Annotated in this window: 23 protein-coding genes; 9 read left to right on the top strand and 14 right to left on the bottom strand. The window is 51.9% G+C overall.

From position 1 onward, the window contains the following. Positions 1-93: 93 nt before the first annotated feature. The 8 genes from JYE50_RS14380 to JYE50_RS14345 all read right to left on the bottom strand — a co-directional run bounded on the left by JYE50_RS14380 (position 94) and on the right by JYE50_RS14345 (position 7,618). A complete protein-coding gene (locus JYE50_RS14380) occupies positions 94-561 on the bottom strand; it encodes a MerR family transcriptional regulator (protein ID WP_084095643.1) in 468 nt (155 codons plus the stop codon). Further along, positions 542-1,528, bottom strand: coding sequence for an ABC transporter transmembrane domain-containing protein (locus JYE50_RS14375; RefSeq protein WP_084095642.1), 987 nt, complete (start codon positions 1,526-1,528; stop codon positions 542-544). Before JYE50_RS14375 ends, JYE50_RS14380 begins: the two co-directional genes overlap by 20 nt. Continuing rightward, on the bottom strand, positions 1,521-2,162 hold the full coding sequence (locus JYE50_RS14370) for an ATP-binding cassette domain-containing protein (RefSeq protein ID WP_084095641.1): 642 nt from the start codon (positions 2,160-2,162) through the stop codon (positions 1,521-1,523). The genes JYE50_RS14375 and JYE50_RS14370 overlap by 8 nt, the downstream gene beginning before the upstream one ends. A 16-nt stretch (positions 2,163-2,178) precedes the next feature. Then, positions 2,179-3,102, bottom strand: a complete 924-nt coding sequence (locus tag JYE50_RS14365; protein WP_084095640.1) for an ABC transporter transmembrane domain-containing protein — start codon at positions 3,100-3,102, stop codon at positions 2,179-2,181. A 170-nt stretch (positions 3,103-3,272) separates the two neighbouring features. Beyond that, the gene (locus JYE50_RS14360) at positions 3,273-4,109 is read right to left on the bottom strand and encodes a histidinol-phosphatase (RefSeq protein ID WP_084095639.1); all 837 of its coding nucleotides are present in this window, start codon (positions 4,107-4,109) and stop codon (positions 3,273-3,275) included. 18 nt (positions 4,110-4,127) lie between these two features. Next, on the bottom strand, positions 4,128-5,006 hold the full coding sequence (locus tag JYE50_RS14355) for a carbohydrate ABC transporter permease (protein WP_084095638.1): 879 nt from the start codon (positions 5,004-5,006) through the stop codon (positions 4,128-4,130). Positions 5,007-5,021: 15 nt separating this feature from the next. Continuing rightward, positions 5,022-5,957, bottom strand: coding sequence for an ABC transporter permease (locus tag JYE50_RS14350; RefSeq protein WP_084095637.1), 936 nt, complete (start codon positions 5,955-5,957; stop codon positions 5,022-5,024). A 95-nt stretch (positions 5,958-6,052) separates the two neighbouring features. Next, the gene (locus JYE50_RS14345; RefSeq protein WP_084095636.1) at positions 6,053-7,618 is read right to left on the bottom strand and encodes an extracellular solute-binding protein; all 1,566 of its coding nucleotides are present in this window, start codon (positions 7,616-7,618) and stop codon (positions 6,053-6,055) included. 278 nt (positions 7,619-7,896) lie between these two features. Between JYE50_RS14345 and JYE50_RS14340 the strand changes: the two genes are divergently transcribed. Further along, positions 7,897-10,209, top strand: a complete 2,313-nt coding sequence (locus JYE50_RS14340) for a helix-turn-helix transcriptional regulator (protein ID WP_084095635.1) — start codon at positions 7,897-7,899, stop codon at positions 10,207-10,209. Positions 10,210-10,344: 135 nt separating this feature from the next. Here the strand turns inward: JYE50_RS14340 and JYE50_RS14335 are convergent, their stop codons facing one another. Continuing rightward, positions 10,345-11,241 carry a CPBP family intramembrane glutamic endopeptidase gene (locus JYE50_RS14335; RefSeq protein ID WP_084095634.1) on the bottom strand — a complete coding sequence of 299 codons (897 nt, stop codon included), beginning with the start codon at positions 11,239-11,241 and terminating at the stop codon, positions 10,345-10,347. Positions 11,242-11,454: 213 nt separating this feature from the next. Next, positions 11,455-11,838 carry a GNAT family N-acetyltransferase gene (locus JYE50_RS14330; RefSeq protein WP_084095633.1) on the bottom strand — a complete coding sequence of 128 codons (384 nt, stop codon included), beginning with the start codon at positions 11,836-11,838 and terminating at the stop codon, positions 11,455-11,457. A gap of 395 nt (positions 11,839-12,233) precedes the next feature. On the opposite strand from JYE50_RS14330, the gene cysS reads away from it, so the two are divergent. After that, a complete protein-coding gene (gene cysS / locus JYE50_RS14325; protein WP_084095632.1) occupies positions 12,234-13,664 on the top strand; it encodes a cysteine--tRNA ligase in 1,431 nt (476 codons plus the stop codon). Between the two features lie 55 nt (positions 13,665-13,719). Here the strand turns inward: cysS and JYE50_RS14320 are convergent, their stop codons facing one another. From JYE50_RS14320 to JYE50_RS14305, 4 genes are all read right to left on the bottom strand, one after another. Then, the gene (locus JYE50_RS14320; protein ID WP_084095631.1) at positions 13,720-14,241 is read right to left on the bottom strand and encodes a GNAT family N-acetyltransferase; all 522 of its coding nucleotides are present in this window, start codon (positions 14,239-14,241) and stop codon (positions 13,720-13,722) included. Between the two features lie 22 nt (positions 14,242-14,263). Further along, complete coding sequence (locus tag JYE50_RS14315) at positions 14,264-14,899, bottom strand: MBL fold metallo-hydrolase (RefSeq protein ID WP_084095630.1); 636 nt, start codon at positions 14,897-14,899, stop codon at positions 14,264-14,266. A 99-nt stretch (positions 14,900-14,998) separates the two neighbouring features. Continuing rightward, complete coding sequence (locus tag JYE50_RS14310) at positions 14,999-15,589, bottom strand: GNAT family N-acetyltransferase (RefSeq protein WP_084095629.1); 591 nt, start codon at positions 15,587-15,589, stop codon at positions 14,999-15,001. 98 nt (positions 15,590-15,687) lie between these two features. Continuing rightward, complete coding sequence (locus JYE50_RS14305) at positions 15,688-17,091, bottom strand: MATE family efflux transporter (protein WP_283399192.1); 1,404 nt, start codon at positions 17,089-17,091, stop codon at positions 15,688-15,690. A gap of 315 nt (positions 17,092-17,406) precedes the next feature. Between JYE50_RS14305 and JYE50_RS14300 the strand changes: the two genes are divergently transcribed. The 7 genes from JYE50_RS14300 (at position 17,407) to JYE50_RS14270 (ending at position 25,928) form a co-directional block, all read left to right on the top strand. Next, entirely contained in the window at positions 17,407-18,231 is an 825-nt protein-coding gene (locus JYE50_RS14300) for a class I SAM-dependent methyltransferase (protein WP_084095628.1), read from the top strand. Positions 18,232-18,388: 157 nt separating this feature from the next. Continuing rightward, positions 18,389-19,294: a helix-turn-helix transcriptional regulator gene (locus JYE50_RS14295; RefSeq protein WP_084095627.1), complete on the top strand. Its 906-nt coding sequence runs from the start codon at positions 18,389-18,391 to the stop codon at positions 19,292-19,294. A 58-nt stretch (positions 19,295-19,352) separates the two neighbouring features. Further along, the gene (locus JYE50_RS15535) at positions 19,353-19,991 is read left to right on the top strand and encodes an MmcQ/YjbR family DNA-binding protein (RefSeq protein WP_084095626.1); all 639 of its coding nucleotides are present in this window, start codon (positions 19,353-19,355) and stop codon (positions 19,989-19,991) included. A gap of 240 nt (positions 19,992-20,231) precedes the next feature. Continuing rightward, entirely contained in the window at positions 20,232-20,480 is a 249-nt protein-coding gene (locus tag JYE50_RS14285) for a hypothetical protein (RefSeq protein ID WP_084095625.1), read from the top strand. Between the two features lie 93 nt (positions 20,481-20,573). Further along, positions 20,574-21,233 carry a flavin reductase family protein gene (locus JYE50_RS14280; protein ID WP_179138307.1) on the top strand — a complete coding sequence of 220 codons (660 nt, stop codon included), beginning with the start codon at positions 20,574-20,576 and terminating at the stop codon, positions 21,231-21,233. A gap of 276 nt (positions 21,234-21,509) precedes the next feature. Next, positions 21,510-23,696, top strand: a complete 2,187-nt coding sequence (locus JYE50_RS14275) for a TIM-barrel domain-containing protein (RefSeq protein ID WP_084095623.1) — start codon at positions 21,510-21,512, stop codon at positions 23,694-23,696. Positions 23,697-24,020: 324 nt separating this feature from the next. Further along, entirely contained in the window at positions 24,021-25,928 is a 1,908-nt protein-coding gene (locus JYE50_RS14270) for an endonuclease MutS2 (protein WP_084095622.1), read from the top strand. Position 25,929 lies beyond the last annotated feature (1 nt).

Here is a 25,929-nt window from a genome sequence, read left to right as displayed (position 1 = left end):
GGATCCTGTCATCAGGTTCCGGGTTGTCATTTTGCTTTGGTTTTTCTTTACAGAACTGAAGGCAAAAAAAGAAGAGGTGTGACCTCTTCTTTTTTACAGCCATATTGCTTCGCTTATCGCCTGGCGTACGTTATTGTCGTTTATGATCGTAAGTCTCGATAAATACCACGCTCTGTCTTTATCGGAAAGCGACGACAGATTCGTTTTTTCGTCAAACTTAAGATTGCAGCCGAGTTTGTCTATCTCTTCCATCTTCGCTTCCGCGATCCAGATCTTTTCCTGCCACTCTCTCTTTTTTGCCGAAAGGATAAGGTCGATGTCTTCCTTATTGTATTTCCCCGAGAATATGATCCTGATCTCTTTTAAGGAGAATCCCATATCGCGCCACTCAATGAGCGTTTCGACGTCCTTAACCTGATCGGCGCTGTAATATCTGTAGCCCGATTCCTCGTCGATCTTTATAGGTTTTATAAGCCCTCGCTTTTCGTATACGCGCAGAGCTTTCGGCGATACGTTACAAAGTCCCGCCAGTTCTCCGATCTTAAGCAGTTGTTCGTCCATCGTCTTTTCCCCCTAAGAGTACTTCATTTACACGCTCAACGCCCACGAGGCTTCCGCGCATGTTGATAATCGAATTGAGCACACAGTTAAAACTAAGCACGAGCATTCCGCGGTACTGCGTAACTTTACAAAGATCCGCGAAATCATCAAGCTTTTTCTCTATTATACCATTACCCCGGTACAATAAAAGCAGATATCCGAGCATCCCCGAAAACGCGTAGAACATGTTGCATATCGCTCCCCTGTTGTGCGCTTTCATGTTTTGTTTAAGTATCCCGGTGCTCTTTTGCGCGATGCGTTTGCCTGCGAAATCTTTTGCGTCATATACGGCCAGCATTTCTTTTTCCTTAAGCGCCGCATCGATCCAATCGGTGTATCCCACCAGTGACTTTTGAGCCTCTTTCTTAAATACGTTTATCTTCGACGAGATCACGAACACATTAAGCATAAAGAAAGGCACCAGACAGCATATCCCGATAATATAAAGCTCAACGCTTAAAAACATCATGATGACCGATGAAATCACAAGGTTCACCGACGCGATGACCATATGCATGAAGTTGATCGGATTAACAAGATAACCCACCGCTTTGTCGATGTCATTGTTTAACCTCGTAAACCACTCGGCCTTCGAACTTCCCATAAGCTCGCTTGCGGGAAGGCTCATTATCTTATGAAACATCTTCTCCCGCAACGTCTTTTGAAGCTTCACCGTAAATCTTACCGCGATCGTGCTCCAGATCGTCATGTTATAGCCAAACAAAAGGACTGTCAGTGCAAAGAAAACGCCCAGAGTCTTCCCAAGGTTTTCGCTTTGATTCTGTTCGATAAGACGCATGAATTTCTGCATCATATTGGCAGTGAGTATCGAATTGCAGATATCAAAAGGCGAACGAAGTATCATCATCACCACAAATTCACGCCATACTCCTGCCTCTTTTAGCAGTTTTCCGACCTGCTTATTCATAAAAACGCCCTTCTTTTACGGTGATGATCCGATCGTAGCCTTTTAAAAGATCGGGGTGATGAGTTACATGAACGACAGTCTTTCCTTCCATCAGCCGATCGAGTGCTTCAAGCACCTCCGTTGTGGTTTCTTTGTCCAGGGATGACGTGGGCTCATCAAGTAAGATGATGTCGGCGTCTTTAAGCATCGCTCTTGCTATCGCGATCCTCTGCGCCTGGCCGCCGGAAATCTCGTTGGCTCGGTCCCCAAGATACGTATCGATGCCGTATTCGAGGGAGTCGATCCACTTATCGAGCTTTGTCGCCTTTATGACTTCTTCGATACGTGAAACCGGAACGTCTTTTCCGAGCGTGATGTTTTCTTTAATCGTAAGGGGCATGAGCATCGCATCCTGCATCACCATGGATATCTTTTTGATGATCCCTTCCGCGCTCGTCTCTCCCGCCACGCTCACAACTCCGCCCGTCGGAGAAAGAAGCCCCGCGAGCAAGCGCAGGAATGTGCTTTTCCCCGAGCCGCTCTCGCCGACGATCCCCACGCGTTCTCCTTTTTTGATGGCAAAGTTTATATCTTTTAAGATCTCTTTTTCTTTATACGAAAATGATAAGTTTTCTCCGTAAATCACCGTTTCCATATCCGCTCTCCTATTTTTACTCCAGACATTCGATGTCCGTTCTTGAAAGATGTACCAGGAATTGCTTTATCTTCACTACCCACGACGGAAGATTCATGATCGTACTAATGAAGCTGCCCGTCATGTTCAAAAAGATCATGAGCGTTCCGATCGTCATGTACCCTTTGAAAATGAGCAGTGCACCCACGCCGAAAAGTATGAGTAACGGAAGCTGTGAAAGGATTCCTGAGACCGAATTCGTGACGGCGCTTATTCGTTCTTTTTTCGTTTCAAGTCTTCCCCATTCCTCAAGTTCTTCCCTGAACTTCTTTTCAAAGAACTCCTCCGCGCCGAACACCTTTACCGCTTCGTAGTTCGAAATGATCATGTATGCGGTCTTGTTGTTGCTTATCTTTTTGTCCATTGCCGTGTTTACCAGCGCCGGAAGGTTTTTCCCGATCCTGTTTATGAGCAGAACGACTATGATCATGGGGCCAAGTACAATAAGCGTGAATCTTAGGTTTTCAAACAGTAAAAAGAAAAGTGCCAGTATGCCCGACAGGAATTGCTCGATCACGTCAAACGCTTCGCTTAGGCCTTCCGACGAGGCGGTAAGTTCGTTTTGCGCTTTCGACATCGCCTCATATCCGCCCATGGTTTCGGCTGTGCTGTTTACAAGCAAGTTGCCCGCAAAATCCATTCTTAATGTGTGTGCCATTTTCTCTGTCGCATACTTGCCGACTATTCCTTTAAGGTATATAAACAGGCACGAGGCAAGAAGGATCGAAAACATAATGAGCACAAATTTAAGCTCTATCTTTTTGCGGCTTACGATCGCATCGGCTATCATACCGATACGCACCGTCCAGAAAAACTGGACTGTTATCGATAAGAACACGGCGGTAAAAGCCGTTATCACCCATATCAGGTTCGCTGCCGCAAGTCTCTTAAGTACCTTCATATACGCTCCTTATTCTTTTTATGCCTATAGGCTAAACTATGTCCCAAGGGCAGAGTCAAGGTTTGGGCATAAAAAAAGCAGGCGCCTGCTCTTTGTTTTTAACATCCATACAGAAGAGCCTGCCTTCCGGCAGGCTCCCTGTAAAAAAAGGAGGTAGTGTACCCTGGATTTCATTTCCCAAAGGGGTAGATAATCTCAACCCCGTTCCGCTCGGCCATGTCGTACCCGAGCTCCATATACTTTGTCAGGACATCCGGATCATGGGCATCGGAGTTGATCACCGCCTTGACCCCGTGTCTGGCCGCCACCCGCCAGAATTCATCCAGCGGATACGGCCGCGGGCAGGAAAGACCATCCGCAATGGCTTTCTCCGCGGAAATATAACCGAGCTTGTTCGCGTTCTGCTCCTGCTTCAGCCATCCGCTGACGTTGATCTCCAGCGGCATTTTCAGCTGTGCCGCCGTCTTGCAGATCCTTTCCGCCGTTTCCTCGCAGTCCTCGTTCCAGGTATCGATGGACGCCCCGAAAAGATCCGGATGCGCGCCGAAGAAGAAATGACCGCTCTCCAGCATCTGGATATAAGCGTCCGCGTAGCTTCGCAGCGCTTCCCGGTCCATGACGAAGCCGTTCCAGAAGCCCTGGTGTTTCCCCTTGTATATGTAAAAATGCACGCTGCCGATCAGGTAATCCATTTTCTTTTCTTCCCGGAGCATTCGGTAAAAATCGTCAAACTCCGGAAAATATTCGCATTCCAGTCCCAGCAGGATCTTCAGTTTCGGATAAGCCGCCTGGGCCTCCCGGACTTCGCGGATATAATCATCCAGCTCCACGATGCCCATCCGGATTATGATCACCCGGTCATCCGGAAAAGGTGTATGGTCCGTCATGCCAAGGACCCGGATTCCCTTTTCCTCCGCGGCCTTCGCGTAGTCGGCCGGAATCCCCCTGGCGTGTTTGCATCTGCAGGTATGGGTATGCAGGTTGACCGTTGTTATTCTTTCACTCATTCTTTTCTCCTGTTCAGCTCATCCCTTGATGGATCCGATCATAACCCCGGTCACAAAATACTTTTGGATGAACGGATACAGGAACAGCATCGGGATAATGGACAGCATAATCACGCAGTAGCGGATAATTGCGTGGAGCTGGTTCAGCTCGCTGGTGGCTTCCCCGGCATCCGAAGCCTGGGAGGTATTCTGCAGTACAATCTCACGCAGCACGATCTGCAGCGGATACAGTTCGCGTTTCCGGACGTAGATGGCTGTATGGAACCAGCTGTTCCAGATCTGTACCGCGCTGAAGAGCGTAATCACCGCGATAATCGCCTTGGAAACCGGAATGACCACATAAACCAGGATCCGGATATGGCCGGCCCCGTCAATTCTTGCCGCGTCCATCAGGCCTTCCGGTATACTCTTGAACGAAGTTCGCGTAATCATAATATTGAACACTGACAGCGCTGTCGGAAGGACAATGGCCGCGCGGGTGTCCAGCATTCCTAGGGACCGGACCACCATATAGGTCGGGATGATTCCGCCGTTGAACATCATCGTGAAGGTGAGGAACAGCGCGATCGCCCCGCCGAACAGCAGGTTCCGGCTCAGGCCATATCCCGCGAAGATGGTCATCAGAACCCCGAAGCCCGTGCCCAGGATCACGTACAGGATCGTGTTGGCATAGCCCCGCAGCAGACTCTCATTCTGCAGGGATTTCGCGTAGCCGATCGTGGTCACCCCGCCCTTCGGCCACAGGATCAGACCCCGGGTTTTGGAAACCGTGATCGGGTCACTGATGGACGCGCAGAGGCAGTGCCAGATCGGAATCAGGCAGGCCAGCCCGATCAGGCTGAGAACGATCACATTGAATACGGCGAAGATCTTTTCGCCCCTTGTCCGTTTGATCATTTTCTTCCCACCTCCTCAGAACAGGCTGGTTTCCGATTTGCGGCGGCTGATCCAGTTGACCGTCACCAGCAGGATCGTGTTGATCACCGAGTTGAACAGGTCAACCGCTGCGGCATAGGCGTAGTCCCCGTCCAGCAGGCCTTTGCGGTAGACAAAGGTGGAAATGGTGTCTGCTGTCTCATAGGTAGCCGGGCTGTAGAGCAGGATAATCTTCTGGTAGTTGACACTCATCAGATGTCCGACCCGCATGATCAGCATGATAATTATGGTGGGCATAATGCCCGGGATAGTGACATGCAGCGTCTGCTGCCAGCGGTTCGCGCCATCCAGCTTCGCCGAGTCGTACAGTGCCTGGTCAACCGCCGTCAGGGCGGAAATATAGACCACGCTGCCGTATCCCAGGCCCTGCCAGATTCCGCTGGTAATCATGATCCCGTGGAAGGATCCCGGGTTGGAAATCAGTTCCTTGGGCCCGCCCAGTGCCTGGCTGATCTGGCTGAATATCCCCGTTGATTCCGTAAAGGTCTTCACCATGCCGCAGACCACCACCATCGAGATGAAATACGGCAGGTAGGAAATCGTCTGGATCGACTTCTTGAATTTCCGGCTGCGCAGCTCATTGAGCATCAGCGCGAAGATAATCGGCGCCGGGAAGGCAATAATCAGGTCCTTGATACTCAGCGTCAGGGTGTTCCGCAGCAGGCGCCAGAAATAATAGCTGGAAAAGAATTTCTCGAAATTCCGGAATCCGACCCACGCGCTGCCGAAAAGGCCCTTCGCGAATTTGAAGTTTTCGAAAGCCATCACAATACCGAACATCGGCAGATAGCAGAAGATAATGTACCAGATGATCACCGGCAGCAGCAGCAGGTAAACCACCCAGTTTTCCCGCATATCCCGCCGGAGCCGCTGTCTGAAAGGCTTTTTCCTCGCGGTTATTTCCACAGGCATTCTCCCCGTTCCTTGAAAAAAATCATCCCCGGGTCTTTGGAAAAACCGGGGCTGCGGCGCGCCGGCCGCGGCCCCGGAGAAACACGCTGCGAAAATTATCTCGCGTTGTAACGATCCACAGCAGCCTGCTTGAGCTCAATCGCCCGGTCGATGTTCATCGACTTCAGCTGGGCACGGAATTCGTCAAAGCTCTGGCTGGCGTTGCCCATGACGTAGTTGACCGTGAACTCCGTTGCGTAGGTGGTGATATCGCCCATGATATCGCTGAACTCTTCCTGTTCGGCTTCCGTCATGGTAATGGAGTCGGAGATATAGGCGGAATAGTCGCTTTCCATCAGGCGGGCCTGGGTCTCACGCTGGGTGTCTGTCCACATGCCCATCACGCGGTTGTAATCCTCATAAGGCGCGTTGTTGGTGGTGTAGCGCTGGCGGGCCTGGCCCTGGGTCAGTCCGTCGGGATTGTTGGTGATCAGTCCGCCCCAGTGGGGACCGTTGTCATCGAAGTAGTAGGAACCGTCTTCCTTGCCTTCCGTCACACCGTAGTTCATCACGAAGGCGGCTTCCTCGCCGTACTGGGCGTCCATCCATCTGATGGCTTCTTCCAGGTGCTTGCTCTGCGCGTTGACCGCGATGCAGTAGGTGTTTGTCAGCATGTCGGGCATCCGGTAATGGGCTTCTCCGCCTTCCTTTACGGGGATCTTGGTGCCGACCAGGAAGAAGTCAGGGTTCGTGGCGCCCTGCTTGGCGTAGTAGTCATGGCCTGTCCAGGAGGTGTAAACCGGGAACGCGCCGACCTTGTCGTTCAGCAGCAGATCGTTTTCAGGCCAGCGGCCGTCATGCACGGAGAAACTCTGGTCGATCAGGCCTTCCTTATACCACTGCTGCATCATGTCCAGGTATTCGCCGTAGCCGTCCTCGCAGGGTCCGTAAATGACCTTGCCCTCGCTGTTCAGGGACCAGTCCTTGGTGACGCCGTAGCCCGCGGCGAATTCGCTGTACCACATGAAGGTGTCCTTATTCACATACAGCGGGATTTCAATGCCCAGCTGCTCTTTGAAGGCGGTCAGCACTTCGTGCCAGTCATCATAGGTTTCAGGAATATCCATACCGACCTTGTCCAGGAAGTCCTTACGGATGGTCGGTCCGAAGTTCGGGCCGCGGCCGTCCTTATATATATAGAAGAAGCACCAGCGGTTTCCTTCGTCCGTCACGGATTCCCGCTTCAGGGCTTCGTTGGAATTGATGATGGCCATGTAGTTGGGCATCAGATCTTCATAATCCTTCAGGTTCGCGTACACGCCGTCCGCAATGGCCATGTCATGGCCGGAGGGATAGACGAAACCGTTGGGGATGGAGTTGTAGATCAGGTCCGGCATGTCATCGGACGCGAAGAGCAGGTTGAAAGCTTCACGGCTTGTGCCGCTGGCGGGATGGATCCATTCAATATGGATGCCCGTCTGTTCCTCAAGCCACTTGTATGCTTCGCTGTCGTTGTAGTCCTGCATTCCGGGAACGTTTGCCGCCAGGTCCAGGTCAAAGAAGAACCGCAGTGTCACGTCATCCGCGATATGCAGGTCACTTTTTTCCTCCGCGATGCCGCTGACTGCGACGGTCATCAGCATCATGATTCCGAGAACCAGGGCAATGAGTTTTTTTGCCATTGTTTGTGCACCTCACCTTTCTGAATTATGTGGTTTTTGCGAACGTCCGCACTTAGCCGGCCCGTTCGCTTTGTCTGGCTGCATTGTATATACGATCCTTTCCGTCCCGCAACCATCAGATTTTTCCCGCCTGTCAAAATCTGCACAAAAAGGTCGTTTTTTGCCCTTTCTGTCCATCTATCATCTTTTTCCTGTCTATCAGAATCAGTCCTGGGTCAATTGACAAAGCCCCCTGAAACGGCTAAACTGATCCTACTTTGAAGGCAGGAGAAGTCAATATGAAAGATCAGGAGAACCGTGGGAAGCTTTTCTTTTGGAAAAAAGGTCCCGTTGCCAAAACAATATTATACTCTTATCTGATCGTATTGCTCCTGCCCCTCATCCTGACCGTCCTGATGACAACCACCGCGGTGCTGCAGCTGCAGAAGGAAAACGCCCGTCACGTGGAATCCACTTCCACTGAGCTTTCACGGGTGTTTTCCGCTTATGTGGAGGAAATTCAGTCCAACAATACCCGCCTGCTGATTTCCGAAAACACCAGGCGGCTTTCCCTGGTCAATCCGGATTCCTTCTCCACCTCCGATATTCTGCTCCTGCGGGATCTGCAGAAGCAGCTTCCCAAAGCTGCCGTCACTTCCGAATATATCCAGTCCATCTATCTCTGTTTCCTCCGCAGCGGCACTATGATGGATCCCCGCAGCGTCTATTATAACTATAACGCGGCCTATATGCTCAAGGACCGTCTGGGCATGTCCCTCCCGGCCTGGAAATCCTTCCTGGCCTCCGTCCCCAGGGAAGTCGTAACGCTCATTACGGGGGACCTGGACAACAAGCCCCATATCCTGATTGCCAACCGCCTGTCCTCTCATGGCGGCATCTCGGACGTCATTGTGGTCACCGAGTTCCGGAGTGAAACCGCTGTCCGCCTGATGGATGAATTTTCCGAAAACGGCGGTCTGTATCATACCCTGGTCGGTGAAAACGGTGCCATGCTTTCCGCCTCCTCCGTTTCGCCCGAAAGCGGTGTCATGCAGGAGATGCTTCTGCCCATCGGCAACAGCAGTACCAGAATTGATTTCCAGCTGAAAACAGAAACACCGAAGGACCGCTTCCTCCGCCAGACCCTGTCCCTCTTCTTCGGATACCTGGTCTGCGCGCTGCTTTTCGCGGTCTTCGGCTGGCTCCTGATCCGCTATTTCTCTCAGAGGCAGTATTCCCCGATTGAAAAGCTCAACGCCTCCCTGCTTTCCAGCCTCAGCCGTTCCGGCGCCGAAACCGTGCATGCGGCGAACCGGAATGAATATGAGATGATGTCCGAGGCCATTTCCGTCATCCTGCAGAACCACGCCACCTCTCACCTGGAAAACGAGCGCCTGCAGGAACGGGTCCGCACCCAGCTGCTGCAGGGCATTCTTTTCGGCAACGTCCGGAAGGAAGAGATCATCCTCCGCCATACGGAGAACAACGGCATCCGTTTTGTGGGTAAACGCTTCCTGGTCGTGCTCTATGCCGTGGAGGATGTCCGGCGGGAAGACCAGTCTCCCCTGCTGATGCAGAACTCGGAAGCCCTCAGCCGCCTGGATGAGATCATCCGCACTGCCATCGACCGCCTGGCGGATAACGGCAGCACCCGCTACGCGGTGGAGGTTGAGGAAAATGTTGCCTGCGTCGTTTCCCTGCCGGATTCCCTGTCCGAGGAGCAGATCTGGAAGGACACGCTCACCAACGTTATGCAGGTTCGGGAATTCTTCCGTGACACTTTCGGCGTTATCCTGACCGCGGCCGTCAGCAGCCTGCACAGCGGCGTCGTTTCCATCACCACCTGCTTCCGCGAATGCCGGGAGGCTGCGGATTATATGGAGCTGATCGGCACGGACGTCTCCGTTTGCCGTTATGACCAGATTCCCGCTGCAACCAGCGACACCCTGTCCTTCCCGGAGCTGCTGGAAAAAGAGAAAAAGCTTTGCCGCAACCTGTCCACAGGCGATTATCTCTCTGCTGAATCCACCTGGCCGGAGGTCGTGGATGCACTTTCGCTCCGCAAATGCTCCCCCGAGGAAGGCCGGGTCCGCCTGCTGGGCGTTGTGAACCTGATGGCCTCCTCCCTGGGTGACCTGCCCTCCGGCGTGGAGGACAGTGTGCGCCATGCTTTTGATATCCATTCGCTCCGGACGGTGCCCAGCCTGGACGGCATGCTGGCCCGGATTCAGTCTGCCCTTTCCTCCCTCGCCTCCGACAGCTCAGCGGAAAACGACCTGTCCTCCGGCGCGAAGGACCTGCAGTTTGTGGATTATGTCAACGCCAACATCACCGATCCTTCCCTTTCCATTTCCGTCATTGCCGATCATTTTGACATGAGCCCTTCCTACTTCTCCAAGCGGTTTAAGAAAGCGTCCGGTGAAAACCTGCTGGATTATATCCATCGGGAGCGGCTCCGCCTTGCCAAAGAGATCATGTCAGAGCGGCCGGATGCGACCCTGAAAGAAATCTGTGACCTCGTCGGTTATGCCTCTCCCCTGACCATCAACCGGGCCTTCCGGAAATATGAAGGCATTACCCCCTCCGATTACCGTTCCCTGCAGAACCGCTGACGACTTCATTTCTGCCGGCCGGGCGCGTCTCCCCTGTGACCTCATCGCCCGCGTCTCCGCACGTATTGTCTATGTTGAAAAAACGGACACCGGAGAGAATCTCCGGTGTCCATATCACATCATCCCTGTAAACCGTCACGGGTTTGCCTGCTTCAGATAATCGAATTCCATCGTGTTTTCCAAAGCTTTTTTATAAACAGGCGTTTTCGTGAATATCACATAAAACAATATATCCATTATTATTTCAACAAAAACAATGACTGTGCTGTAAGTATCTGAAAACGGATAGATCATCGCGCCGGTCAGAATGATGTTTTTAAACAGGTGCAGAAAGAAAATGGGAAAAACCTTTCTTTTGGCAATCACATATATAATCATATAAACAAGCGCTGCTGACATGCAGCTAACAATAAACAGTAATCCCAACAACGGATTGACCGTAATCCATTTATGCTGGATCTGTGCCGGATAAAAGTATAAAGGCAGGTGCCAGATTCCCCAGATAAATCCAATAAACAAGGATGCCTGAAGCAATTTGTCTTTTCGATACAGGCGATCCGTCAAGAACCCTCTCCATCCAAATTCTTCAGAAAACGGTCCGGAAATGAGGCCCCAAAACAGAAAGTAAAAGAAATACAACGGGTTCCCGGCAATCAGTTTCAATCCCTCAAAGCCAAGTTTCTCCGCGCCAAGGCCTTCGGAAATCATCTGTGTCACAAATACTTCCGCACAAATCAATCCAAGCGAAATCAGAATTGCGGAAACACATTCCTTATTGGGAATAAAACATCTTTTCAGGAAATCCTTTATCCCATCCTTCGTATAAAAAACGAACACACATATAATGCCGATCAGTGTCGGTATTGCGCCTCCCGCTCCAAAGAACACGGAAGCTGAATCAAATGAGGATATTGATGTGTTTTCAATATCCAGTCCCTTAATCATCGGCATAAACTGTAACAGCCAGGTTAATGCGATGGTTACAGCTAAATAGAGAATCGTTATTTTTCTGTTCTTAGCAGCTTTCTCCACAATTCTTCCCTTTCTGAATCCAATTAGTCTTATTCTGTTACCTTTATGGTATATCCGCAGGGAGGATCAATAAAGGAGAACTGATTAAAAGAAAATGATATTTTGTTAAAAAAGCGGACGCTGGAAACAGCGTCCGCTTCATTTGATAATGCAATATAATCAATAATCAACAGCGTTTATTTCTATGACATCTTCAGGATACATTTCTTCATATCATTGCCTTTTCTTTTCGATCGTATATGACTGGAAGCCTTTTGGGCATCCGTTCTTCTCATAGAACTGCTCAGCGGTCGGCTGTGCCCCGAAATACAGCATCGTCGGGGTATTCTCCCTGGCCAGCTGAAGAAGCCTGCTGCCGATTCCCTGCCTTTGATATTCCGGCAGCACAAGCATTTCGGTTATCGTGCCGAAGAAATAGCCGTCTGTCAGGATACGCAGGCACTCAACCAGCGTTTCACCGTCATAGGCAGTGATGTTCAGTGTTTTTGATAATGCCTCCGCCGTCCTGTCCGCGTCATATTTTCCCGGCCAAACTTTATTGACAAATGCGATAAATACTGCCGCATTCAGCTGCCTGTCATCAATCCTGTATTCCATCTTCCGCCTCCGGGTATACCGCTTTTCATTGATCAGTTGTCTTTTTCTATGATGCCAGAAACGCAGGCACATTTCAACCTGTTTCTGTGCTTTTGCCCTGTCCTCTTGACGCTGACGGCTTCAAGTACTAAAATACATCCTGTATCACGCTATGAACGGGAAGAGTAGTATTCCGAAGCGTTCCACAGAGAAGAGCGGTCATCGGCTGAAAGCCGCTCCGGATCACAAGATTACGAAGTGCGCCCTGGAGCGTGGGAGTAATGTCCCCGGATTGCCCCGTTATCGGCTGTTTGAGTGATAAATGAGAGTGGAACCGCGATAGTATCGCCTCTTGCTGTTACAGGACAGCAGGAGGCTTTTTTCATCCCTGCTGACAAGGAAAGGAGATCATGCCAATGTTTCTGTACAATTCCCTTTCGCATCTGAAGGAAGAGTTCATTCCGAACGAGCCCGGAAAAGTTAAGCTCTATACCTGCGGACCGACCGTTTACCACTATGCGCATATCGGCAACCTCCGTACCTACATCATGGAGGATATTCTCGAAAAATACCTGCGCTATTCCGGTCTGGATGTGCTGCGCGTCATGAACATCACTGACGTCGGCCATCTTGCCAGTGACGCTGACACCGGCGAAGACAAGATGCTGAAGGGTGCGCAGCGCGAGAATAAAACCGTCATGGAAATCGCGAAGTTCTATACAGACGCGTTCTTCGATGACTGCGCGAAACTGAACATCAAGACTCCGGACGTGGTGCAGCCCGCTACCGGATGCATTGATGAATTTATCCGCGTTATTGAGAAGCTTCTTGAGGACGGCTATGCTTACCGTGCCGGAGAAAACATCTATTTTGATACAAGCAAGCTGAAGAAGTATTATGTTTTCCAGGACTTTAAGGAAGAAGACCTGGCCGTCGGCGTCCGGGATGATGTGGAAGCCGATGACAACAAGCGCAACAAGGCGGACTTCGTGCTGTGGTTCACAAAGTCCAAATTTGAAAACCAGGCTTTGAAATGGGATTCCCCCTGGGGTGTGGGCTATCCCGGATGGCATATTGAATGCTCCTGCATCAGCATGAAGTACTGCGGAGAAAAGCTGGACATCCACTGCGGCGGTATCGACAACGCTTTCCCCCATCACACAAATGAGATCGCGCAGAGTGAAGCCTACCTCGGCCATAAGTGGTGCAATTACTGGTTCCATGTTCACCACCTGAATGACCAGTCCGGCAAGATGTCAAAGTCCAAGGGAGAATTCCTTACCGTCTCCCTGCTTCAGCAGAAAGGGTATGACCCGCTGGCCTACCGTCTGTTCTGCCTGCAGAGTCATTACCGCAAGACCCTGGTATTCTCTTTCGACAATCTTGATAACGCTTCCCAGACTTACCGTAAACTAATCGACCGGATCGCGGCGCTGAATCCGGATGATCCTGCGGAATATGACAGCGAAGGTGCGGCCGCACTCGAAGCCAAGTTCAGAGCCGCTCTTGATAACGATCTGAATACCTCGCTGGCGGTTACGGTCCTCTATGATGTTCTGAAAGCGGACATCAATGACAAAACAAAGCTTGCCCTGATCGGTCAGTTTGACCAGGTCCTCTGCCTGGATCTGCTGGCAAAGGCCGCTGCTGCCCGCAATTCACAAGCTGCTGCGGAACAGAACGCACAGGGTGAGGACGATCCCGAGATCAGCCGCCTGATCGAGGCCCGCCAGCAGGCCCGCAAAGAGAAAAACTGGGCGGAAGCTGACCGGATCCGTGACGAACTGGCCGCTATGGGAATCACGATCATTGATACCAAGGACGGTGTTCGCTGGACCCGCGGATAAACCGTGATACAAAACCATACAAACAGGGACTGGCCTGAAGCCGGTCCCTTCGTATTTATACCTCTATCAGATAATGCTGTTTGGGGATTCCATCCTCTTCAAATTCCTTTACCAGTCTTCCTCCGCAGCTCATGGCGGTCTTCGCGGATGCGGCATTGTCCCTGTCGCATGCTATGATCACCTGCTTCATCTGCAGCTGCCTGGCATATTCAAGGCAGAGCAGCAGCTGCTGTCTCCCGTATCCTTTCCCGCGTTCAGACGGCCTGATTCCATAAGCGATATGGCCGCCGCTTTCCAGTTCATCTGTCAGGGTGTGATGAATCTTGATGCATCCGATCAGTTTTCCGTCTGTGACACGTCTTGAAAAGAATGTGCTTGTCTGCACAGGATTATCGGTGGTGTTTCTCCTCATGGACCGGATCCGGTTCAGCCATTCATCGTATCTGTCATAGTATGCCAGACCGCCGCTTCCATGAACCTGCATATCACCGCAGGCAAAGTGTTCCTCTTTGTACCGGAGTACCTCTTCCTCCATATCCTCTGAGGGACATACCAGCACCAGTTCATTTCCGTCCATACCCTATCCCCGTCTGAAGACTTTATTTCCGGTTCTTCTGCACGGTAGGATTCCCGTGTCCGCAATAGATCGTCCGCTCGCCCAGTTTCCTGATCTTCTCCGCACTGGCCCTGGCCGCGTTCCTGTCATGGAAAAGATGGGCTGTTCCAGGCAGGATCCAGTTGTCCAGCGCGTCGCCCACGAACAGATGCTTTTCGTCCACATCCACGCCGATGGAGCCGAGGGTATGTCCCGGCAGTTCCGTCACCCTGGCCGGGATTCCGTATTCGCTGAGGTCATCACCTTCCCGGATATAGATCAGGTTGTCCGGGCGCTCCACTTTTGTCTTCCTCAGAACCTTCAGGGAGGCGCCAAGCACTGCCCGTCCCACCAGGCCGGAAGATTGCAGCGGCTGCTTGTCAAAGCTTTCGAAAAGCTCCTCGTCCTTTTTGTGAACAGCCACGGGAATCCCGTATCTTTTTGAAAGCTCCGCTGCGTTCTCAGCATGGTCAAAATGAACATGCGTCAGTACAATCAGCTTCATCTCATACCGGTCACATTCTGCCATGACAAGGTCTATATTTCTTTTACTGGCAGTATCCACCAGGATGGCCTTGCTGCCGTCCGTGACCAGATAGCAGTTGTCCGTTCCGCCTTTGATTCGCTTAACCTGTATCATTCCGTTCCTCCATGCCTGAATAGATCTGTCTTCAGGAATGAATAACAGTATATCACGCATGATCAGGATTGAAAAAGCAGTGCAGTAACCTGCCGTTTCTTACACCAGATCTTTCTTCATCCGGATGGGATATCCGCTTCCTTTTCCCAGAAAACGCATCAGCGATGATTTTTCCTCTCTGTCTACAGAAAAGCCGTGCTTCCTGTAAAAACTGATAGCCGGCTCATTATTGGAAAACACATGCAGATAGCAGACTGAATATCGTTTCTGTCCAAGCACTTCATTCAGCAGCGCGGAGGCCACCCCTTTCCGTCTCGCTTCACTTCCCGTCACAAGCACATCAATATACAGCTCGTCCCGGAAACTCACAACCGGTTTCTGGAAAATGGCGTTCATCTGTTTGCTGATCATGGCTCCCTTCAGCCTTCCGAACAGCCTCACACAGGTGTCCTGACGGAAATCAATCGGTCGTATTTCATCTGTGGCGATTCCCAGCAGACCCAGTACCTTTCCGTTTTCCACATAGCATCTGAACAGGGTTGGATGGAAGATCTCAAGCATCAGTTCCTTTTTCAGTTTCTCGTCTCTGGAAAAGGTCATCATATGGCCGAAGCCTTCCATAAACAGATCCACAGCCTGGCTTTTCTGCGCAATCGACAGGCGCGCGTATTCCATAATCTCATAACTCATAACAAAAAACCTCCTCAGCGGATAAGCTTGCTTTCATTGTATATCCGCGGGGAGGTCCGAAAAAGGAGATCAGATTAAAAGATGATGATAATTTGCTTTCAGGCAACCCTGTGTATCCTTGTTCTGGATTCTTTCCATTCTTCTTTGCCGGTTGCCATTCTCCCGCTCAGGGATTTCAGCAGCCGGAAATAACAGGGGAAAAGGAACAGATCCGCCATCACCCAGGCCGCCGGATTGGCAAAGCAGGCGCCGGTAAAACCGGCAGCAGGTACAACCAGCAATGCCACCGCAACCCGCGCCACCATCTCGGACAAGCCGGCGAACATTGCGATCCGGGTGTATCCCATTCCCTGGATGCACAACCTCACAATGTTCACAAACAGCAGCGGAATATAGAATGAGGCATTGATCTTCAGGTAGTGGAATGCCAGTTCCATAACAGCGGCATTTTCCCCGCTGTCAATAAACAGTCCCAGCATTTTATCGCCGAACAGCAGCACCACACCCAGGGCAAGCACACAGTAAATAATCCCCACTTCAGACGCGGCACGAAGTCCCTGCCGAACCCGGTCCAGTTTCCGTGCTCCGGTGTTCTGCCCGGCAAAGGTCGCCATAGTGGATGCCAGGGCATCAAACACACAGGCAAAGAACATGCTCAGTTTGACAGCGGCGCTCACCGCGGCCACCGCGTTCACTCCCAGGCCGTTCACCGACCACTGAACCACGACCGATCCGATGGCTGTGATGGAAAACTGCAGGCCCATGGGCAGGCCTATCCCCAGCATGGAACGGGCCCGTTTCATGGAAAACCGCCGGTCTTCCTTTGTCAGCTTCAGGATCGGGAACTTCCGCATGATCACGATCAGGCAGCCCAGTCCGGAGACCAGCTGGCTGATGGCCGTAGCTACTGCTGCCCCTGCCACATCCATGCCGCAGTAAATGATCAGTACAAGATCCAGCGCGATATTCACCAGGGAAGCAAGTACAAGAAACACAACCGGCGTCCGGCTGTCTCCCAGAGAACGCAGGATTCCGCTCGCCATGTTATACAGCACACAGCAGGGGATCGCCGCAAAGATGATCCGGATATAGCTTGCGGAAGAATCCAGGATCTCCTCCGGCGTATTCATGAGCCGCAGCAGCGGTTTGCACAGCAGCGTGGCTGCCAGGCCAAACACCAGGCTCAGCACAACGCAGAGCACTGCCGCATGCCATGCGCTCCGGCGCACCTCATGCTCATTCTTCGCGCCGAACGCCTGGGCAATCGGGATTGCAAAACCGGAGCAGAAGCCCAGGCACAGGCCGATCACCAGGAAATTCACCGAGCCGGTCGCGCCGACCGCCGCCAGTTTTTCCGCTCCCAGATACCGGCCGACGATCGCCGTATCCACAAAGCTGTAAAACTGCTGGAACAGCATTCCGAACAGAAGCGGGAACGCAAAGGAAAGGACAAGCTTCAGCGGCTTTCCTTCCGTAAGATCTTTCATCATGGAACGGGCCATTCAGTACTCCTTCCGCAAACCTCCTGGTTTGCCTGCGATGTTATAACACGTTTCTTCCCTCTCCGCAATCCATTTTCCGGTCATATCCATGCCATTCAGGGCATTTTCGCGGATTTTTCTGCATCATCTGATCAGCAGTTCACATCTCCGCCCGCAGAAATAAAATAAAACCTGTTCGCCTGTCAAGCCGAAATAACCGGACATATCTTTCTGAACCTGTTATTTTTCAATATTTACATATCGGATATAATATATCCTGTAATAAATGCTTTTATCTTAACCCGGATAACCTGATCTATTTCGGAGGAAACATTCATGCCCGATATTGAAAACTACAAGGTCTATAATGACAGGATGCGCCGCTCCATGTGGGATAAAGCTTTCTTCATGGATAAGATTCCCGGAACAGAACTGCTGATCGATTACGGCTGTGCGGACGGTTCCCTGATTCTTTTCCTGCATGAGCTTTTTCCTGATATGCGTTTTATCGGCCTGGATATTGATCCTGCAATGATCGACGCTGCCCGAAGCCGGAAGATTGAGAATACCTGGTTCTTCACGGAAATGACTGAAGCACAAGAGCAGATCCGCGCCATGGGCATTCCTTCTTCCCGTATCGCGATCAATTATTCCTCCGTTTTTCATGAGATATTCCATTACGGTTTTGATCTGAACGCTGTCAGTGCCTTTATTCGTCTGATCTCCCCGCAATATCTGGTAATCAGGGATATGATGTATTGCAGCGGAGACACCGATGCTGCCGTTCCGGAAGAAGTGATCCGGCTTGTACGCGGCAAACTTCCTCCCTGGCAGATCCGCGACTTTGAGCAATGCTTCGGCCCCATATCCATTCGGAAAAACCTGGTCCATCTGATGCTGAAATATAAGTATACGGAAAACTGGGACAGGGAATGCGCGGAGAACTATTTTTCCTATTCGGAAAAAGACCTGATGAAAGTCCTGGATCCGGATGGAAAGTATCATCACATCCTGCTTTTCCATTACCTCCTTCCCTGGATCCGGTATGATATGGAAGATCAGTTCGGTATTGATGCCGGTCATGAGTTTACAACACACTATTCCATGATCCTGGCTGCCGGAAAACCCGGTATGATATCATTGGACAACACTAATACCTGACATACGGTCTGCAGATAATTGCGTTTCTCTTCTTATATCAAACAGAACACCCGTGCTTCCGGTCCGGATTAAGTGCTTTTCTTTGACTAAAAGCATTTTTATCTGGTATGATCACAATATAAACACGTCATAATACTGTCATGTTTGAGGTATACCTATGAAACTTGACCGCCTGATCGCTATCCTTTCAGTTCTGCTGAACCAGGAACAGGCCACCGCGCCTGAGCTGGCAAAACGCTTTGAAGTGTCCCGCCGGACCATCAACCGGGATATTGAAGCGCTGAACCAGGCCGGTATCCCCATCGTCACGCAGCAGGGTGCCGGCGGCGGCATCCGCATCATGGACGGTTTCCGGATGGACCGCACTGCCCTGACTTCCCGGGAAATGCAGGCCATTCTTTCCGGGCTGAGGGGGCTGGACAGCGTCAGCGGCACCAGCCAGTACAAACAGCTGATGGAAAAGATCAGTCCCGGCGCTGCCGATGTGCTTCCCGGAGACCAGCATATCCTGATCGACTTAGCCTCCTGGCATAAAGCCTCCCTGTCCGGCAAAATCGAACTGTTGCACGGTGCCATTGAACAGCACCGCCTGGTTTCTTTCCATTATCTTTCCCCCGGCGGTGAGAGTGACCGCCTGGTGGAACCGGCGCTGTTGGTCTTCCAGTGGAGCAGTTGGTATCTGTGGGGCTGGTGCCGGGAAAAGAACGCTCCGCGGCTTTTCAAGCTGGACCGGATGGATTCCCTGCAGGTAAAGGAAACCTTTTCACCCCGGCAGATGGAAATGCCGGATCTTCTGAGCGAGCAGGCTTTCCCGGACCGCTATCATGTCGTTGTCAGGATCAGCCGGAAATCCAGGTGGCGCCTGGTGGAGGAATACGGTCCCGGCTGCTATGAAGAAACCCCGGAAGGGGACTGCCTGTTTTCCACCGGTTTCACAGACCGGGAGCACCTGCTCAGCTGGATCCTGTCCTTCCGGGGAGACGCGGAATTGCTGGAACCACTGGAATTAAGGGAAGAGCTGGCGAAGATCGGAGAAATAATCCGTCAGAAGCACCATACATGACACACAGATGTCATGTTCACTATGATACTCTTCTGTCAAACGAGAGGAGGACCCGGATATGAAATATCCCTGGATTGATGAATACCTGATGGCCAAGCATAGTGTGACCAAAGATCTGCAGCCGGAGTGGAACTGGATCCGGTACCATATCGGCGGAAAGATGTTCGCCGCCATCCTGCTGGATGACGATGACAAGCCCTACTATATCAACTTCAAACTGGAGCCGACGGAAGGCGAATTCATGCGGAAACAGTACGCGGATATCATTCCCGGATACTACAGCAACAAACAGCACTGGAATTCCGTCAGGGCTGACGGGGAGATCCCGGACAACCTGCTGAAGCACTGGCTGGACCGGTCCTATCAGCTGGTCCTGAAGGATTTCAGCAAGGCAAAACAGCGGGAGATCCTGGGGCTTTCCGCCTGCGGAACGGACTGTTCCGCCTGTCCCCTGCACGGAAACATGTGCACCGGCTGCAATGAAGCCTGCGGCAAGGTGTTCCACTGCGGGGAAGGAAAGGCCTGCCCCATCTATGCCTGCTGTGTCAATAAGCACCGCTTCGCCACCTGTGCGTCCTGCGGACAGATGCCCTGCGATGTCTGGAATGCGACCAGGGATCCTTCCTATACAGATGAGCAGTTCCGGAAGAGTATTGAGGATCGAGTTTCCGCCCTGAAAAACGCCGGTCTGGTGTGATTTTATTCCGCAGCCGGACCGTATCCGTGGTATGATGATCAAAAGCAGGCTTCCGTAGCGGATCGATTCGTATCCGAACCCGCATTTATATTTGTCAGGGGGGTATATAGCTGATTATTTCCATGGAACATACTCCCCTCGCGGGCTTCTGTTTTACCGGAAGCACATGCTTTGGTATGATCATCTCTGACATGAAATGGTACATTCACTTTTGTTTTTATATAATAGCAGGAGATTGACATGTGGAGAACTCTGATTTATTACAAGCCTAAGCAAATTGATCTGGCAATAAAGCTGCAAGACAACTATATTTCACATAAAAAAGAAACGGATATCATTTCTGCAGAGGAGCATGATGATATTGAATATGCCATAGAAAACCAATATGACGAGGCGGTATTAATTGAAGATTCAGAAACGGTTGTTATTCACGAAATGAAATCGGGCTATACGAACAGATATCCTGTATCGGATGTGTATTATCAATAACTTTTGAGTTATATGGCGATCAACAAATCGAAGGTTGTCGGGATAATTGAAGTCAATTCTTTTGTAGGCTTTAGTGCGAAAGGAAAGAAAAAGATGAAATACGAATACAAAGAAATGCCTGAATCTATGAAGGGGACATACGGGGAATTTGCTAAAAACTTCGGGTTTGATTGGAAAGAATTTATTATGGGAATACCGACTCCGATGTTTCTTGTCACAACCTATAAATCTAATGGAAAGCCAAATGCTACGATGCAGTCATGGGCAGGGTTTACGAGTGCGAATCATGGAGGCGGGTACTACGTGATTCTATGCAGCGTGAATAAGTGTGGACATCTTTACCAAAGCCTGAACGAAAAGAAGGCAGCAGTGCTGAATTTCATGTCTTCTGATTTATACAAAGCCTGCATGCAGACGATACAGAACAATCAGTTCGAAACAGATGAGATAACTTCATCAGGGCTTACCGTGGAGAAAGCTTCATGGATAGAAGCACCGATGGTCGCTGAATGCTTCATGAACCTTGAGTGCCAATATTTGTGGGAGAAAGAAATTGTACCGGGTGATGATCATGTTATGATTTGCCTTGAAGTCGTAGGCGGGCATATAGAAAAGGATTATATGGAGGATATATTCGGAGGCAAAGGGGTTCTTTACAATGTACATTATCCGATAAATCCGGAAGATGTGAAAGAAAAAGGCTGCGATTATGCAGCTGCGCTCAGGAAAGTAAATCAATCCTACGAATATTGATCATATAAAGGGCAGTGCAATGTTAAAGCAGTGACGGATTCCAGTTTGCAGGGTGACAGTCTCGCAACCACTATGCTTGTTGCTCGTATTCCTCGCTCTGAAGAGCTCGGTCTATTCCAGTTTGTCAAGGCACCTGTTGGTAAGAAAACTCGGAAGATAATCTTCCTACGATTTCATCAATTGCAGATAATAAAACCGCTTCTTTAGGCTAAAAATATCCCGAACCCTCCAATAGGATTCAGATTGAAATTAACAAGCGGAAAGGAATCTTCCCGAATGCAGCGAACTGAATTATCCCCGGAGATCACCCGGATCGTCCTGACCCCCGCTGATGACGTTCCCTTTCATCCTATTTCTTTTCAGGATCAGGCGGGAGAATACCTGACCCAGACCGGATGTGTTTTCACCCGGCGTCAGGTCTGGCGCCTTTCAGGGAATAATGAAGTCCGTTCTGTCCTTCAGACTGCCAATGGGGAAGCTGTTTCTTTTGACACGGAAAGCCGTACTCCGGCCGGTGAATGCTGGTCGGCCGTGCTTCGTTTTTCCTTCCCGGGTTCTCCTGTCCTGACCGGGCTCGGGGCTCATGAGGACGGGATCTTTGACTATGCCGGTAAATCAGAATGGCTTTACCAGCACAACATGAAGATCCCAATCCCGTTTCTTCTGTGCAGCGATGGCTGGGGACTTCTGGTTGAAGCCGGCTGTGCCATGAAATACCGCGGAGACGGACACTCCTTTACCCTTGAGCTGGACGCCGTCAACCGGGTCTCTTATCTCCTGTTCCGCGGACAGGACTGTGCTGATATCCTGCGCATGCTCTCTGCCTGTACCGGTCTGCCCGCACTGCCGCCCCGCTGGGTTTTCGGGTATATCCAGTCCAAAGAGCGGTATCAGAGCGCCGCGGAACTGGTTTCCGTTTCCCGGGAGTTCCGTAAACGCGGACTGGGACTGGACTGTATCGTTCAGGACTGGATGACCTGGCAGGATGGATGCTGGGGAGACAAAACCCCTGATCCCGACCGGTTTCCTGACATCGTTCAGCTGACAGAAGAACTGCATAACCTGAATGTCCATCTCATGGTATCTGTCTGGCCCAACGCTGACTGCGGCCGTGATTGTGATGCGTTTGAGGAAGGCGGGCATTTTCTCCCCGCCAGCCGTATCTATAACGCTTTTTCTCCCGAAGCCCGGGATCTGTACTGGCAGCAGTGCAGGCGTTTCTGGATGGAGGGCGGAGCCGATGCCCTCTGGTGTGACAGCTGCGAACCGATCACTGATCCGGATTGGTGCGGAAGCGAAAAGCGCGATCCTGAAACCCGTTATCATCTGATCGTGGAAGCTTCTTCCCTTCGGATGGACCCGGTCAATATGAACCTGTACTCTTCATATCATCTGCGTGGACTGCAGGAGCACTGGCTCAGGGATTATCCGGACAAACGCCCCGTCTTTTTGTCCCGCAGCGGCGGAATTGACTCAGGTGCTTTAGGCGCTATTCTGTGGTCCGGAGATATTTCAGCCCGCTGGGATGTATTGTCGAAGCAGGTCACGGAGGCGATCCGCGTCTCCTGCAGCGGAATACCCTGGTGGACGGTGGATATCGGCGGATTCTTTGTCAGCAGAAAGGATCTCTGGTTCTGGAAAGGAGACTATCCGGAAGGCGTCAGGGATCCTGCCTACCGGGAACTCTATGTGCGCTGGTTTCAGTTTGGTTCCATGCTTCCTGTATTCCGCTCCCATGGTACGGATACCCCCAGGGAACCCTGGGCCTTTGGTGACGGAACCCCGGAATATGCTGCCATTGAGGATATCCTTCACCTGCGTTACCGGCTTCTTCCGTGGCTCTATGCCACTGCGGCGCAGACATGCACGGACGGTCTCCCGATGATCCGTGCCATGATGGTCGCCTTCCCCGGAGAGCCCGGCCTGTTCCGCCTGGATGATCAGTATATGCTGGGCGATGCCCTGCTGGTCAAACCTGTCACACAGCCCCTGGAGGCCTGCGGCGGTGAAACAGAGATCGTCCTGCCTGCCGGCTGCGGCTGGTATAATCTGTTTACAAGCGCTTATACAAAAGGCGGAACCAGGATTCATGTTCCCGTACCGCTGAATCAGTTTCCGCTTTTCGTCCGCGCAGGCAGTATCCTTCCTGTGGCCGGTCATGCGGAAAGCACAGCGGACCTTCCTTCCCCCGCCCGGGAAATCCTTGTGTACGGCGGCGCCGATGCTTCATTCTGCCTGTATGATGACGCCGGGGATGGCATGGGTCATCTTCAGGGAGTTTTCCTCCGGATCCCGCTGCGTTATACAGAGCAGGACCGCGTGCTGGAGCTGGGTCCTGCAGAAGGCAGTATGCCGGTTAACTGCATGATCACTGTCCGGTTCTTCCGTCCGGACGGTTCCGCCGGTATGGAAACCGTTCATTATACCGGAACCCGGTGTTTTGTCAGGGATACAGGCGTCTGATCCGGGATTTTCACCCCGGCGGTATGGATCCGTCCCTCGCGGATCCATACTGCTGATCCTGTTGACAGGATGTTCCTCTCCGTATATAATCTGTCCGACAGAGAAACCCGCCTGAGTGGGTATCCTGCGGAGGTAAGTGTTTGGAGTCTGTTCATTAACGGGGACCATGGTTGATTGGAAGTAAGCGGTGACATGACCGCTTGTTTGCTGATGCCATGGCGCGGTACGAACAGATGCCGGGCGCTTTTTTTCTATGCATTTTTCCGTGTCGCAGTCCCCGATCCCTTGTTCATGTCAATCTAATATAGAACATGAGGGGATACCATGACACAGGATATGATTACACTCGGGTTTGACCTGATCATTGAACAACTCCAGAACCAGGCTGTTTCGCAGGCGGCACGCCGGAAGCTTGCGGAAACAGAGCCCATATTGCATGAAGGCCTTTGCCGAGCCCGCATGGAGGAAACCACTGCCGCGCTTTATGTAATGGAAAACACCGGTACCCCGCCGATCTCGGAAACAGACGGAACGGAAACCGGCCTCATCCAGGCAGCCCAGGGCGGCATGCTGCTCCCCTCCCAGCTCTGTTCAGTTGCCCGGTTCTGTGCCACCATCCAGCGGCTTCGCAGGTACCTGCAGAACGCCCAGACCTGGAGCGCCGGCATCGCTTCCTGGCAGACAGAACTTCCGGACCTGACCGGTCTGGAGGATGATATCGAACGTTCCGTCCGGGAGGATACTGTACTGGACGACGCCTCCCCCGCCCTCCGGAACCTTCGCCGCCAGCGGGAGTTTACAGAGCAGTCCATCCGTGAGAAACTGAACCAGATCCTTTTCCATCATAAAAAGGAACTGGCGGACAGCTATATCACCCAGCGCAACGGGATCTTTGTCATTCCTGTGCAGAAACGGTTCCAGGGTTCTTTTCCCGGGCACGCGGTGGATACCTCCGCCAAAGGCAACACCGTCTTTATGGAGCCCACTGCCGTACAGGCCCTGCGCCAGGAGCTGGAAATGCTGCTCATCGAAATCGATACGGAAGAGCGCCGTATTCTCTGGGAACTCAGCGACCGGGTCGCCGCGGAAGAAACGCCGCTGCGGGATGCCATCCGGGTGATGACAGACCTGGATATCCTCTTTGCCCGGGCCAAGCTGAGTATGGAAATGAAAGCCCGCCCGGTGGAACTGACTGCGGAACGGCGTATCCGCCTGGTGAATGCCCGGCATCCGCTGCTGGATCCTGATACCTGCGTTCCTCTCAACCTGGAGCTGGCCCTGCCGGATTCCGGCATTGCCGTCACCGGGCCCAACACCGGCGGAAAAACCGTCTGCCTCAAAACAGTGGGTCTCCTGACCCTGATGGCCCAGAGCGGCCTGCATATCCCCTGCGGGGAAGGCACAGTCATCGGGCTGATGGACCGGGTACTGTGTGATATCGGCGACAGCCAGAGCATCAGCCAGAACCTGTCCACCTTTTCCGGCCATATGACCAATGTCATCCGCATCCTGGAAGAATGTAGCAGGGAAAGCCTTGTCCTGCTGGATGAGCTGGGCAGCGGAACAGATCCGGCGGAAGGTTCCGGCCTGGCCGCAGCGATCCTCGAGGAACTGCTCCGGCGCGGATGTTTTTTCCTGGTCACCACCCACGATCCGCAGATCAAGCAATGGGCTGAGCAGACGGAACATGTGGTTTCCGCACGGATGGCCTTTGACCGGGAATCCCTGATGCCGCTGTACCGTCTGGAGCTGGGTAAAAGCGGAAAAAGCTGCGCCATCGAAATCGCCCGACGGCTCGGAATGGATGAAGGATTGCTCAGTCGTGCCCGTCAGGTAGCTGATCAGGGGCCGGACACTGTTCCGGAACCCGGGCGAAAACCCATGCGGATCCCTGCCGGCCGCCTGCAGCGTCTTCGGGAAAAAGCAGATGGGGACTTTGAACGGTTCACCATGGGAGACAGCGTCCTGCTGCTTCCGGATAAAAAGAACGCGATCGTATACCAGCCTGCCGATGATGACGGCAATGTGATTATCCAGTTCCAGGGGAAGAAGATCACCGTCCGCCACAACCGGCTGAAGCTGCTGGTTCCCGCGGCTCAGCTTTATCCGCCGGACTATGATTTCTCAATCATTTTCGACACCGTCGCCAACCGCAAGGCCGCCCATACCATGGACCGCAAATTTGACCGGGACGCGGTGATCATACACAAAGAAGGAAACAAGGAGATATAAA

Source organism: Aristaeella lactis (assembly GCF_018118585.1).
Taxonomy (GTDB): Bacteria; Bacillota; Clostridia; order Christensenellales; family Aristaeellaceae; genus Aristaeella; species Aristaeella lactis.
Note: the sequence above shows the minus strand (reverse complement) of the source record. Positions and strands in the feature narration are given on the sequence as shown.

Coding starts and splice junctions, on each gene's coding strand:
- JYE50_RS14380 (WP_084095643.1), bottom strand. CDS start 561: ATGGACGAACAACTGCTTAAGATCGGAGAACTGGCGGGACTTTGTAAC.
- JYE50_RS14375 (WP_084095642.1), bottom strand. CDS start 1,528: ATGAATAAGCAGGTCGGAAAACTGCTAAAAGAGGCAGGAGTATGGCGT.
- JYE50_RS14370 (WP_084095641.1), bottom strand. CDS start 2,162: ATGGAAACGGTGATTTACGGAGAAAACTTATCATTTTCGTATAAAGAA.
- JYE50_RS14365 (WP_084095640.1), bottom strand. CDS start 3,102: ATGAAGGTACTTAAGAGACTTGCGGCAGCGAACCTGATATGGGTGATA.
- JYE50_RS14360 (WP_084095639.1), bottom strand. CDS start 4,109: ATGAGTGAAAGAATAACAACGGTCAACCTGCATACCCATACCTGCAGA.
- JYE50_RS14355 (WP_084095638.1), bottom strand. CDS start 5,006: ATGATCAAACGGACAAGGGGCGAAAAGATCTTCGCCGTATTCAATGTG.
- JYE50_RS14350 (WP_084095637.1), bottom strand. CDS start 5,957: ATGCCTGTGGAAATAACCGCGAGGAAAAAGCCTTTCAGACAGCGGCTC.
- JYE50_RS14345 (WP_084095636.1), bottom strand. CDS start 7,618: ATGGCAAAAAAACTCATTGCCCTGGTTCTCGGAATCATGATGCTGATG.
- JYE50_RS14340 (WP_084095635.1), top strand. CDS start 7,897: ATGAAAGATCAGGAGAACCGTGGGAAGCTTTTCTTTTGGAAAAAAGGT.
- JYE50_RS14330 (WP_084095633.1), bottom strand. CDS start 11,838: ATGGAATACAGGATTGATGACAGGCAGCTGAATGCGGCAGTATTTATC.
- cysS (WP_084095632.1), top strand. CDS start 12,234: ATGTTTCTGTACAATTCCCTTTCGCATCTGAAGGAAGAGTTCATTCCG.
- JYE50_RS14320 (WP_084095631.1), bottom strand. CDS start 14,241: ATGGACGGAAATGAACTGGTGCTGGTATGTCCCTCAGAGGATATGGAG.
- JYE50_RS14315 (WP_084095630.1), bottom strand. CDS start 14,899: ATGATACAGGTTAAGCGAATCAAAGGCGGAACGGACAACTGCTATCTG.
- JYE50_RS14310 (WP_084095629.1), bottom strand. CDS start 15,589: ATGAGTTATGAGATTATGGAATACGCGCGCCTGTCGATTGCGCAGAAA.
- JYE50_RS14305 (WP_283399192.1), bottom strand. CDS start 17,091: ATGGCCCGTTCCATGATGAAAGATCTTACGGAAGGAAAGCCGCTGAAG.
- JYE50_RS14300 (WP_084095628.1), top strand. CDS start 17,407: ATGCCCGATATTGAAAACTACAAGGTCTATAATGACAGGATGCGCCGC.
- JYE50_RS14295 (WP_084095627.1), top strand. CDS start 18,389: ATGAAACTTGACCGCCTGATCGCTATCCTTTCAGTTCTGCTGAACCAG.
- JYE50_RS15535 (WP_084095626.1), top strand. CDS start 19,353: ATGAAATATCCCTGGATTGATGAATACCTGATGGCCAAGCATAGTGTG.
- JYE50_RS14285 (WP_084095625.1), top strand. CDS start 20,232: ATGTGGAGAACTCTGATTTATTACAAGCCTAAGCAAATTGATCTGGCA.
- JYE50_RS14280 (WP_179138307.1), top strand. CDS start 20,574: ATGAAATACGAATACAAAGAAATGCCTGAATCTATGAAGGGGACATAC.
- JYE50_RS14275 (WP_084095623.1), top strand. CDS start 21,510: ATGCAGCGAACTGAATTATCCCCGGAGATCACCCGGATCGTCCTGACC.
- JYE50_RS14270 (WP_084095622.1), top strand. CDS start 24,021: ATGACACAGGATATGATTACACTCGGGTTTGACCTGATCATTGAACAA.